Below are 12,417 nucleotides of genomic sequence, written 5' to 3' on the forward strand. Positions count from 1 at the left end.
TTAACGAGCGAAGGAAACCAGCCATGCTGACAGTGATTTCTCCGGCCAAGCGCCTGAATTGGGATGCGGTGGACGGTCCCGTGACAGAGCCGGATTTTCAGGACGACGCCATTCGCCTGACAAAGACCATGCGCAACCTCACACTGACTGATTTGCGCAAGCTAATGGATCTGAGTCCGGACCTTGCCCGGCTCAATCGTGACCGGTTCAAAGCGTTTGCCGACGCGCCAACGCCGGAAACGGTTCGCCCGGCGGTGCATGCTTTTGCCGGCGACACCTATATCGGATTGGATGCCAACAGCCTTGAACCAGACGAGATGCGTTTCGCGCAAGATCATCTGCGCATCCTGTCCGGGTTGTACGGCGTGTTGCGCCCATTGGATGCGATACAACCATACCGTCTCGAAATGGGCAGCCGGCTAAAAACCCGACGAGGAAAGTCGCTATATGACTATTGGCGCGATGGCCCTGCCAAAGCCCTTCGGTCCCAAGCCGAGGCTGTGGGCACCGACACATTGCTTAATTGTGCGAGCCAAGAATACTTTGGTGCTGTGGATCTTAAGGCGCTGAAACTTCGGGTGGTGACGCCGGTGTTCATGGAAGAGCGCAACGGACAAGCCAAGATCGTGTCGTTTTTTGCCAAGAAAGCCCGTGGGTCGATGGCGCGCTTTGTGATCCAGAACCGGATTGCGAACGCCGAGAATGCCAAGGATTTCGACTTTGGCGGTTATGCCTTTCAGCCTGAGATGTCCGAGGGGGATCGCTGGGTGTTCTTGCGGGACTATCCAGAGAGCTGAGATGTCAGGTCTGGAGTGCCGTGACCGTTGAACGGGTTGCTGACATCATCGGGCAGAGATTGTGAAATCACATTGAACACTTCGGCTTTGCGCACAGGTTTGGTGAGATAAACGTCCAGACCCGCCGCACGGATTTCGTCGGCGTCGTTGGACCCCGCAAGCGCTGTCAAAGCCACGATCGGAGTTCGTTTTCCGGACTCCTTTTCGAGATCGCGAATATGGCGTGTCGCCTCTTTGCCGTCCATCTTGGGCATGGAAATGTCCATCAGGATCAAGTCGGGCGTTTTGGCCTTGTACATCTCGACCGCCTCTTCGCCGTTGTGGGCAAATTCGAGATCAAGGTCGAGCGGACGCAGCAGTTTCGTCAGCACCAGCCGGTTTGTCTTGTTGTCTTCTGCCGAAAGCACCCGCATCCGCCGCTTGTGTGCCCCATTTGGTGCCAGTTGCGCAGGAAGAGAGCTGCCGGCTGAGGTTTCTATGCAGCGACACAGCGCATTGCGCGAGATGGGTTTGCGCACCACAGCGGCAACAATCGGGATGTCGGCCGCTTTGGCGCGGATGTTTTCATCGCTGGTCATCAAAATCACTGGCGCGCCTGAGGCCTGCCTTTGAAGCTCACTGGCAAGATCCAGCGCGTCCAAATGGCCAGGGCCATGGTCAATAACTACCAAATCAGCCTGAGGTGCAAACGTCAGAGCGCGGTTCTTGTCGCCGCATATGGTTACCCGGGCGCCCAATTGCTCCAACTGTTTCTTAAGAAGATCACAGTTGATCGAGATGTCGGAGGCCACAACAATGTGTTCCACATTTTGCGGCAAAGGCGTCGGTATTTTTTCACAGTTTTCATGTACCGGCAGCGCAAGACGGAAGCCAAAGGACGTGCCTTCACCCTGGATACTGTCAACCCAGATCTCACCACCCATGCGATGGATCAATTGCCGTGTGATTGCCAGCCCCAAACCGGCGCCCTCAAACTCGCGGTTTTGGGCCTCATCAGCTTGGGTGAACTCGCCAAAGATATGTTCGAGCCGGTCCTCGGCGATGCCGATCCCGGTATCCTGAACCGTAACATGCAGAACCGTTTCGGCGCCGTCTTTGACGATCACTCCGACGACACGCACCAGGACGTGGCCCTCGCGCGTGAACTTGATCGCATTCTCAATAAGCTTGGTCAGCACCTGGCGCACGCGCGCCGGGTCTCCGACAAACTCTGTTGGCAGGAACAGGTCATAATCGACCAACAGTTCCAATCCACGCTCACGCGCGGGGATCTGCAACATGGCAATCACTTCGTGAATGCAACGCTCTAGATCAAATGAGTCCTCCCGCAACGCCATATTGCCGGCGCCAATTTTGGAATAATCGAGCACGTCATTGATGACCGACATCAACGCCTCGCCCGAGCTTTTTATGGTTGAAGCAAAAAGATGTTGTTCTTCGGAAAGCTCAGATTCCATCAACAGGTCCGCCATACCGACAAGACCATTCATCGGCGTTCGGATTTCATGGCTCATGTTTGCAAGGAAAGCAGATTTCGCATGTTTGGCAGCCTCTGCTGCCTCCAGCGCCGTTTTCAAGGTGGTCTCATACGCGACGGCATCTGTCACATCCATGATCAGGCTTACACGATCGCCATTCTCTCCGGTTTTCAGGATGGGTTGGACGAAACGACCATTCCACAGTTTTAATGTGAACGGCTCAATGCTGTCGTCTTGCAGCCCCTGCAACAAGGCTGCGCGTACCGTTTCCGGATCTTGCCCCTGAAAATCGATGATACCGCCGTCAAAGGCATAATCCACAATTTCAGTTATGCTGGCGCCAGGCTTGACCACATCAGAATGATTGAAGCTGGCAAGGTATGCCGGGTTGGCGGCCAGCATTTCGCCCGTATCGTCAAAAAATGCAAATCCGTCGCGCACGGCGCCGATAGAACTCCACAACCGCTGTTCCGCCTGGTCCGCGCGATTTGTCGCCGCAGCGACCTCAGACTGCATCTGGTTTTTTTCGCGCAGTAACAGCGTGTGGTCAGAGCGCACTTCCCGGATTTCGGTTGTCAATTTCTGAGTTTTTGCACCAAACCTTGTCTGGAGCGTCGACAATTCAGCTTGCTTGATTGCAAGCAATTGCTCCGCCGCAAGGCGGGCGCGTCGTTCGTTTGCAATTTTTTCGGCCAGCGACATGCGGGCGCCCTCAGACTCAAGACATTGATGGGCACATACTGTGGGTGGGAAATGAACATCAACTTAAGCCATTCGTTAAAGGTGGAATCGTTGCAATAATCCGCGCAGACATGGCACCCTCTTGCCAGGTACAGCAGGAGAGACCCATGCAGCGGCTCGCATATTTTGTTTTTTCGTTTATTTCTATTATGTTACTGACGCAGGCCGCGTCCGCACAGCAAAGCTATGTGCCTGATCGGCGGATCGTCGTCAGCCGAGATCTGGATTTTTACGGCTCTGACCTGCAAAATTTATTTGATACAACCTATGAGGCATGCGTCACCGCATGTCTTTCAGATTCGAATTGCGCGGCGTTCACATTCAACTCCCGGTCCAATGCCTGTTTTCCCAAAAGCGCGATTTCTGACAAGCAACCCTATGAAGGCGCATTGTCAGCGGAGGTGCTGACCACCACGGCCAATGCACAGAAGCTTGGCCAGGCGCGGGCGGCCGAAATTGGCTTTCTCGGCGGCTCGGATTTGCGCCGCGCACAAGATTTGGCGCTGGGCATCGGTCGTATCCACGCAGCTGGACCTTGGGAGGTCGCGGAAATGCTCAGTGCGGCGGCCGAGCGGCGCAGTGCCAAAGAACTTCTGAGTGCAATGCGGTGGACCGGTGGCGCGCTAAGTAAGAAAGACAGCAGCGATCTTTGGCTGGAGTACGCTCGACTGAACGCTGTAGTTGAGGGTAACAAGTCATCTGAGACCCGCCGTTACCGCGATCGTGCTTTCTTTGCAGCGATCAACGGATATTTACGCGCAAAGCGGGATGGCGCGCGGGTTACAGCGCTTTTGGTATTGGCGGAGCGGCTGGAGCAGCGCAACCGCGGACGCAACATGGTGCAGGCTCTTCGGTTGGCCGAAACGATTGCACCACGTGACGATGTGGTCGCGGCGCTCGACAAAGCGATTGCCAAATACGGGTTTCGTATTACGGAACATTCGGTCGAAAGCGATCTGGCGGACCCTCGCCTCTGCGTGGACTTCAACGAACCGTTGGTAAAAACCGGCGTAGACTACGCGCCTTATGTAAAACTACCGGATGCCCGCTTGGCGGTTCAGGCCGAGGGCAGTAAGCTCTGCGTCGAAGGCTTGAGCCACGGTCAACGCATCACCGCAACCTTTCGTGCAGGTTTGCCTGCGGAAAGTGGTGAGGCCCTCATCAAAGATATCGAAATCACTGCCTACGTACGAGATCGCAGCCCCAGTGTCGGCTTCGCTGGCCGAGCCTATGTTTTGCCTCGTACGGCGGATGCTGGCCTTCCTATTGAAACGGTAAACTTGGATCTTGTGGATCTGACGCTGCAACGGGTGAGCGACCGCAACCTTTTGCGCGCGATTCAGGACAGCTATTTTGGCAAACCGATGAGCTATTGGCAGATCGAGGATTTTGGTCGGGATGTGGCCGAGACGATCTGGACTGGCTCCGGTGAGGTGCAAAACACCCTGAACCAAACGATGAGCACTCGCCTGCCAATTGGTGACGCATTGAAAGACCAACCGGCCGGCGTTTATGCGTTAACCGCGGATCTGCCCGGCGCAGACATCTATGATGAAACCTCCACGACGCAATGGTTCATCCTGTCTGACATCGGAATGACGAGTCTGAGCGGAGTGGATGGCTTACATGTTTTTGTGCGCCATCTCAGCGACGCCAGCGCGTGGGATAATGCAAAAGTCACGCTGTTGTCGCGGTCCAACCGAGTGTTGGGCAGCGTGCAAAGCAACGCTGAGGGGTATGCAACTTTCGCGGCGGGTCTAACCCGAGGTACAGGTGGTGCAGCGCCTGCGCTGGTGATGATCGAAGCGGGGGAGGACTTCTCTTTCCTTTCGCTCACCGATCCTGCATTTGATCTGTCAGATCGCGGCGTAGAAGGACGTCCACCGGCGCCTCCGATTGACCTTTTTGTGACTACCGACCGGGGTGCTTATCGCGCAGGGGAGACCATCTATGTCACGGCTCTGGCGCGCGGCGATGTGGCCGAAGCGCTTCCCGGCTTGCCGGTCACTGCTATCCTGACCCGCCCCGACGGCGTGGAATACGCACGCCATGTGTCGACAAATGACGCGGCCGGTGGCCATGTTTTCCGCTTGCCCCTGGGTGCAACTGTGCCGCGCGGCGCGTGGCGGATCAGCTTTAAGACGGATCTGGACGCACCGGCTCTGGCAACCCGAAAGATTCTCGTCGAAGACTTCCTGCCTGAACGCATTGATTTTGATCTCACGCTTCCTGATGCACCTTTGGATTCCGCCAACATGCCGCCGCTCAATGTTGCGGCCCGCTATCTTTTTGGCGCGCCCGGTGCGGATCTTGATATCGAAGGTGAATTGCGCTTGACCCCGCGCGCCGAGGTGGCGGGTTTTGCGGGCTACACGTTTGGTCGCCATGATGACCCATTTTATGCAAACACCGAATACTTCAGTGGGGACGTCACGGATGCACAAGGCAATGCCGACGTGTTCTTGCCGCTGCCGGATCAAACCGCCGAAGGGCTGCCGCTTCAGGCCGACATCAAAGTGCGCGTCCTCGAAGGGTCCGGCCGTCCGGTGGAGCGCAGTCTTACCCATCCTGTGGCCGCTGCGGGGGCGATGATCGGCCTCAAGCCGGGGTTTGACGATGTCGTCGCCGAAGGCACATCGGCCAGCTTCCAAGTGGTGGCCCTGAATGCGGACCTCGCGCCCACAAAAATGAAGGTGCAATGGACCGTCAACCGCGTGCGGACCACCTATCAGTGGTATCAGCTGTATGGCGATTGGCAGTGGGAGCCGACCACGCGCCGCACCCGTGTTGCCGGAGGCGAACTTGATCTCGCCGACGGGCCGGTCACCATCGAGGCACCGGTGGAATGGGGCCAATACGAAGTGGTGGTCGAGCAGATCGGCGGGGACGCCGTTGCCAGCTCAACCGACTTTTATGCCGGTTGGTACGCGCCGGTTGATGCCTCCGACACGCCAGACACCTTGGAATTGTCATTGGACAAACCGGGCTACCGCAGCGGTGACACCGCCAATTTGCGCATTGTGCCGCGCTATGCCGGCACGGCGTTGATTTCGGTGATGTCCAATCGCCTGATTGCGATGAAGGCCGTAGAAGTGGGAGAAGGCGAGAATTTGATCCCGCTCGATGTCACCGACGAATGGGGGGCTGGGGCCTATGTGACAGCCTCGGTTATTCGACCGTCGGATACGCCTGCCAACCAAAACCCTGCAAGATCTATGGGGCTGTCTTATGCCAAGATCGATCCGGGCGCGAAGCAGCTTGCGGTGTCACTGGAAACAGTCGCCAAGGCAGACCCGCGTGGTTCGCTAGATGTCGCGGTGAGCGTTGAGGGTGTTGCTGCAGGCGAAACCGCCTATGTCACCGTTGCCGCGGTGGATGTGGGCATTTTGAACCTCACACGTTTCACAAGTCCGGATCCATCTGAGCACTATTTCGGGCAGCGCCGACTGGGTATGGAAATTAGGGACCTTTATGGGCGGCTGATTGACGGAATGAGTGGAAACATGGGCGCACTGCGCTCTGGTGGGGACGCCAACGCCGGAGCGGGCTTTGATTCTCCACCGCCCACAGAAGAACTGGTTGCTTATTTCAGTGGACCTGTCGAAGTTGGCGCTGATGGCAGGGCGCAGATCAGTTTTGATCTGCCCGAGTTTAACGGCACAGTGCGCTTGATGGCGGTCGCTTGGACCGCGACGGGTGTGGGGCAAGCAGATCGCGACGTAATTGTGCGCGATCCAGTTGTGGTAACCGCGTCGCTGCCGCGGTTCCTTGCGCCGGGTGATCAATCGCGCCTGTTGTTGGAAATCGTGCATGCCGAAGGGCCAGCAGGTCAGATGCAGTTGGATGTTGTTGCCGACGGTGTGACTCTGGTCGGGGCCGTACCAAGCGAAGTGATGCTTGCCGAAAAAGGCACCGCCAAGGTGCACGTGCCGGTCTTGGCCCAAGACGTTGGGGATCATGAAATACGCGTCGCCCTGACCACACCTGACGGCAAACAGCTTGTGAAATCTTTGACACTTCCGGTGCGCGCCAACGATCCCGAGATCAGCGATACACGGCAAATCACCTTGGGGGCTGGTGAATCTCTGACCCTTGGCGCGGATCTCTTCGCCGAGCTACGACCCGGTACAGGATCAGCAGTGATTTCTTCTGGTGCGCTGGCAAAATTTGATGCACCCGGCCTGCTTCAGGCACTGGATCGTTACCCATACGGCTGCACGGAACAGGTGACATCCCAAGCCTTGCCGCTGCTGTATTTCGAAAGTGTCAGCACAGCCCTTGGTTTGACCCAAAGGGACAAGGTGCAGGAACGGGTTGATCAGGCCGTGGCCAAAGTTTTGACCCGTCAGGCCAGCAACGGTGCCTTTGGCCTATGGCGAGCCGAAAGTGGGGATTTCTGGCTGGATGCCTATGTCAGTGACTTCCTGTCGCGGGCGCGGTCCAAAGGCTACTCCGTGCCCGATCAGGCTTTCCGTCAAGCCATGGACAATCTGCGCAACCGAGTGAACTACGCTCCGGACTTTGACGAAGGCGGCGAAGATATCGCGTATGCCATATTGGTGCTGGCCCGCGAGGGTGCCGCTGCAATGGGTGATCTGCGATACTACGCGGATGTGAAATCCGAGGCTTTTGCCACACCCTTGGCAGCCGCCCAGATTGGCGCGGCCTTGGCGTATTACGGCGACCAAACCCGCGCGGACGTGATGTTCCGCCAGGCGGCGCGCCTCATCGAAGGGCAAAGCGCGGCTGAAGATGCGCAGTTGTGGCGAGCAGATTATGGCACTCACCTGCGCGACGCGGCCGGTGTGTTGACTTTGGCTATGGAGGCCGGCAGCGCCGCGATTGATGGGGATGCCTTTGCACACCGTATCGCGGCACCTGGTCAGAGCTTGTCGACCCAAGAAAGTGTCTGGTCTTTGATGGCGGTGCACGCGCTGCTCGAAGATGACGGCGCTAGCGGGTTGAGTGTTGACGGCACGCCATTGACCGGCCCTCTGCTGCGCCGGTTTGCTGGTGACATCGCGACCACACCAATGGCACTTCGTAACGAGGGCGATGTCCCCCAGAGCGTGACAGTCACTGCGATTGGTGTGCCAGATTATCCAGTGACCGCAGGCGGCTATGGGTACGCAATCGATCGAGAATACTTTGCGATGGATGGCGCGCCACTAGATCCTGAAAACGTGCGCACGGGCGATCGGTTTGTGACCGTCCTGACCGTTGAACCGTTTGAGGACGGAGGTGCACGGCTAATGGTCAATGATCCCCTGCCGGCAGGCTTTGAAATCGACAACCCCAACTTGCTGGAAAGCGGCGATGTGCGGGAGTTGGAGTGGCTGGAAACTGCGTATTCAGAATTCAGTGAATTCCGGTCCGACAGGTTTCTGGCAGCAGTTGATTGGCGCTCGGACAAGATGTTCCGACTGGCTTATATTGTGCGTGCGGTTTCGCCCGGGACCTATCACCACCCAGCTGCGTCGGTCGAAGACATGTATCGCCCGCAATACCGCGCCAACACAGAAGCACAACAGCTTGTTGTGCTTGAGTGATGCGTCGAACTTGGCCCTTTCTCTGCGTCGCGCTGCTTTTTGCAGCGGCTGCGGCGCGGGATGGGGTGGATCAGTGGGTTGACCAAACAGAACTGCCAAGCCTTATCGCGGACACCTCGGTAGAGGTCCGCGACAGACATGGTTCGTTGTTGCGGGCCTATACGGTCGAGGACGGTCTGTGGCGGCTCGGCGCGACTGTGGATCAGGTGGATCCCCGTTTTGTCGATGTCCTTTTGGCTTATGAAGACAAACGTTTCTTTCAGCATTCAGGTGTCGACGCTCGCGCGCTGATGCGGGCTGGCATGCAAGCGATGTGGCGCGGCGAAGTTGTTTCTGGCGCCTCGACTTTGACGATGCAGGTTGCGCGGTTGTTGGAGAACTCAGGCACTGGGGCCTGGCGCGGCAAGCTGCGGCAGATGCGGCTTGCGCTGGCATTGGAGCGTCGACTGAGCAAGCAGGACATCTTGGACCTTTACCTCGTCCACGCGCCGTATGGTGGCAACATCGAAGGTCTTCGCGCGGCATCAATTGCGTGGTTTGATAAAGAACCCAACAGGTTAACCCCAGCGCAGATAGCTCTATTGGTGGCTTTGCCGCAAAGCCCGAACACGCGCCGACCAGATCGGTTTGCGAGGGCTGCGTCCGAGGCGCGGGAGCGGGTCTTGCAGCGGGCTTTGGCTGAGGGGGTGTTGACTGAGGGGGACGTTGAGGCCGCACTGAGCGAGCCTCTGCCCGCCAAAAAGCGTGTCTTCCCAAGCCTTTCGCCACATCTGGCGGATCGGGCTTTGGCCGCCCGGCCGGACGCGCGCAAGCATGATTTGACGCTGGATGCCGGGTTGCAAAAAAGGCTGGAACGATTGGCGCGTCAGACCGTCGGCAGCTTGGGAAACAAGCTGTCGATTGCCATGGTTGTCGCTGATCACAGCACAGGCGAAATTCTGGCCTCAGTTGGTTCGGCACAGTTTTCCGGAGCGGATCAGCGGCAAGGCTTTGTCGACATGACGCGCGCAAAACGGTCGCCGGGTTCAACGCTTAAACCATTGATTTACGGTCTTTCCTTCGATCAAGGACTGGCGCACCCCGAGACCATGATCCGTGATGCGCCGGTGCGGTTTGGCACTTATGCGCCGCAAAATTTTGATGGCGAATTCAGGGGGGACGTGCGGGTGTCCGAAGCTCTGTCGCAGTCTCTTAATATCCCGGTGGTGATGCTCACGGAGGCCTTGGGACCCGCCAATCTGATGGCGGCCCTGCGGAGAGCCGGGTTGGAGCCGAAATTGCCGGGCGGCAAGGCTGGATTGGCCGTTGCGCTGGGCGGAGTGGGCGTGTCTCTTGAGGAGCTTGTGCAGCTTTATGCGGGGCTTGCACGAGGCGGTGATGCGGTTGACCTGCGCTGGTTAAGTGGGGAAGAATATGCGCGAAATCAAAGTGTTATCAGTCGATCTGCGGCGTGGCACTTGGGTCATATTCTGTCCAATATCGCGCCTCCTCCTGGCGCGCCGCGGAACCGGTTGGCGTATAAAACGGGGACCAGCTACGGGCATCGGGACACTTGGGCGATTGGTTTTGACGGGCGCCACGCGGCAGGTGTCTGGATCGGCCGGCCCGATGGAACACCCGTGCCAGGGGCGTTTGGGGCCGACGTCGCAGCGCCTGTGTTGTTTGACATGTTCCAGCATATCAAGCCGGAGCTTGATCCGCTTGGGACGCCGCCGCCAGAAACGATCCTATCGGCCAATGCACAACTGCCTGAACCCCTAAGGGAATTTCGCAGTCGGAGTGCTGTTTTTGAAGCACCGAAAGACGGATTGACGTTGGTATTTCCGCCGGACGGGGCGAGGTTGGTTGATGGCGGTGACGGGGTGACGATCAAGTTCAAGCACGGGGCGACACCGTTTACGGTTCTGGCAAACGGTTTGCCTGTCGCAACCGGTGTGCGCCGTCGGGAAGTTGCGTTGCCGTTGGTGGATGTGGGCGCCTCCACGCTGACGGTAATAGACGCCGAAGGCCGGTCTGATCGCGTGACAATCTGGCTGGAATAGGCCTGTCGGTATCGCGTCGGTATCGCGACTGTTTTGCGACAGCGTCGGTTTCCGGTCTCAGCCTTGATTGCGAAATCAATTAAAGACGTGGCTATAGGCGAAGAATGGGCCAGTGGACCAGATATCAGATCCAAACGTGCCGTCTGATCGCTGGGTGCTGAAGCTAAAGTCTACATGCCGCCAGCCAAACATTAGGGCTGAACGCTCGTTGATTTTTTTGACCAAACCGACGGTTCCGCTCCAGCTAAGATCGTTGCCGTTTACACCAAAGCCCGAAGCATCGACCATCGCGGTTCCGCTCCACTTTTCGTTGATCCCCCACGCATAGCGCGCCCCGACAACGGGTGCCCACCAGTTTTCTGTGCCGCCCACTGTTCCCAAAGGACCTGACGATGTCAGCGTTTGTTTCAGATGGTTGTAGCGTGCACCGGCTTGTACGTCGAAGGCGTAGGGTTGACCGGTCTGCGTGGTGCCTTTAGCCACCCGATATGCGGCCATCAGGCTGAGCCAGCCTTGCTCGGAGTCCACAGACACCTGTGTGCCAGCGAAGCCACCCGACTTGATAGTTGAGGATTCCGACAGGCCGATGTAGTGCCCTTCGGCAATCAGACCGAAGTCTCCGTTCCAAGCTTCGTACCGGCCAGTTGCGGTGAAATCGAGATGTTCGAGCGCGTCCCGGAGTGACAGGCTCAGGTCGGAGCTATTGCCCGCAACTGTGGTCTCGCCCTTTGTCCGAACGGCACCAAAAAGACCAATTGTAAATCCGTGCCTCCAGCCGTCGCTGTCTTTTAGGGTCAGGGTTTGCGCGGCAGTACCTGACGCTGTGACTAATGCCAGACTAAGTGCGGCTAGGAGTTTTCTTAAATGCATTTGACTACCGTTGCTGGTTTGTAATTGGCGAACCATAGCACGAAAAACGTCTTATGCTAAAACGGCAGTTTTCTGTCAGGCAAAGAAAAGCCCCGCTGGAATAACCAGCGGGGCTTTCAATTCTTTAGGATCAGCGGGCTGATCAGATGTCGAGCTTTTTGCCTTTGATCGGCGCCCAGAGCTTTTTGTTGGTCAGATACAAAAGCACCGTCAGGATCGACAGGAACAACACACCCACAAATCCGGCCTGCTTGCGGGCCATCATTTTGGGTTCTGCAGCCCACATCAGGAAGGCTGCAACGTCTTCTGCTTCGTGGTGCAGAGAGTTGGAGTGTCCGTCAGCATAGTCGACATCCTCACCGTAGAGCGGGGGTGCCATGGCGATCCAACCACCTGGGAAGGCGGTGTTTTCATAAAACGTGGTACCGGCTTCTTCTTTTTCTTTGCCGGTGTACCCGTCGAGCAGCGACACGATGTATTCCGGGCCACCCATGCCTTTGAACAGCTGGTTGATACCAGTGCCGTAAGGACCGTGGAAGCCGGCGCGGCCTTTGGCCATCAGAGATAGGTCAGGCGCTTCGGCGATACCGCTCATTGGGAAGTGGTCGGTTGGTGTCCGGGCACGATCTTCGTCCAGCTCGGCATCATAGATGTCAAACTGTGCCGAATAGGCGCGCACCTGATCTTCTGGCAGGTGTGGACCACCTTCGTCAGCCAATGTGCGCAGTGGCACATAGCGCAGCCCGTGACAGGCTGAGCAGACTTCGGTGTAGACCTGAAGGCCACGTTGCAGTTGGTTCTGGTCGAATTTGCCGAACGGGCCTTCGAACGAGAACTGCGTGTCGTGAATGTGGCCTGCGCCACCCGCCGCCAGTGCGCCACCTGCCGAGAACGACAGGGCGGCCAGAGCAGCAATGCTAAGTTTCTTAAGCATAATCCT

General features: G+C 57.5%; 6 protein-coding genes. 3 read left to right on the forward strand and 3 right to left on the reverse strand.

The genetic code is table 11. The features are described 5' to 3' along the window. Positions 1–23: 23 nt before the first annotated feature. On the forward strand, positions 24–797 hold the full coding sequence (yaaA, locus tag PG871_RS02455) for a peroxide stress protein YaaA (protein WP_270725616.1): 774 nt from the start codon (positions 24–26) through the stop codon (positions 795–797). Here the strand turns inward: yaaA and PG871_RS02460 are convergent. Beyond that, positions 782–2,854, reverse strand: a complete 2,073-nt coding sequence (locus PG871_RS02460) for a response regulator (protein WP_270725618.1) — start codon at positions 2,852–2,854, stop codon at positions 782–784. The two genes, yaaA and PG871_RS02460, sit on opposite strands and share 16 nt — an antisense overlap. Before the next feature lie 269 nt (positions 2,855–3,123). Between PG871_RS02460 and PG871_RS02465 the strand changes: the two genes are divergently transcribed. Both PG871_RS02465 and pbpC read left to right on the forward strand, forming a co-directional pair. Next, positions 3,124–8,565, forward strand: a complete 5,442-nt coding sequence (locus tag PG871_RS02465; RefSeq protein ID WP_270725619.1) for an alpha-2-macroglobulin family protein — start codon at positions 3,124–3,126, stop codon at positions 8,563–8,565. Beyond that, complete coding sequence (gene pbpC, locus PG871_RS02470) at positions 8,565–10,607, forward strand: penicillin-binding protein 1C (protein ID WP_270725621.1); 2,043 nt, start codon at positions 8,565–8,567, stop codon at positions 10,605–10,607. Before PG871_RS02465 ends, pbpC begins: the two co-directional genes overlap by 1 nt. A 75-nt stretch (positions 10,608–10,682) precedes the next feature. On the opposite strand, the gene PG871_RS02475 is transcribed toward pbpC, so the two are convergent. Next, positions 10,683–11,477: a hypothetical protein gene (locus PG871_RS02475; protein ID WP_270725622.1), complete on the reverse strand. Its 795-nt coding sequence runs from the start codon at positions 11,475–11,477 to the stop codon at positions 10,683–10,685. A 142-nt stretch (positions 11,478–11,619) separates the two neighbouring features. Then, positions 11,620–12,411, reverse strand: a complete 792-nt coding sequence (locus PG871_RS02480; RefSeq protein ID WP_270725623.1) for a cytochrome c1 — start codon at positions 12,409–12,411, stop codon at positions 11,620–11,622. Positions 12,412–12,417 lie beyond the last annotated feature (6 nt).

The sequence above is a fragment of the Shimia sp. Alg240-R146 genome (assembly GCF_947331465.1).
Taxonomy (GTDB): Bacteria; Pseudomonadota; Alphaproteobacteria; order Rhodobacterales; family Rhodobacteraceae; genus Shimia.

Excerpts from the sequence above, each read along its gene's own strand:
- pbpC (WP_270725621.1), top strand. The coding sequence starts at position 8,565 with ATGCGTCGAACTTGGCCCTTTCTCTGCGTCGCGCTGCTTTTTGCAGCG.
- yaaA (WP_270725616.1), top strand. The coding sequence starts at position 24 with ATGCTGACAGTGATTTCTCCGGCCAAGCGCCTGAATTGGGATGCGGTG.
- PG871_RS02480 (WP_270725623.1), bottom strand. The coding sequence starts at position 12,411 with ATGCTTAAGAAACTTAGCATTGCTGCTCTGGCCGCCCTGTCGTTCTCG.
- PG871_RS02475 (WP_270725622.1), bottom strand. The coding sequence starts at position 11,477 with ATGCATTTAAGAAAACTCCTAGCCGCACTTAGTCTGGCATTAGTCACA.
- PG871_RS02465 (WP_270725619.1), top strand. The coding sequence starts at position 3,124 with ATGCAGCGGCTCGCATATTTTGTTTTTTCGTTTATTTCTATTATGTTA.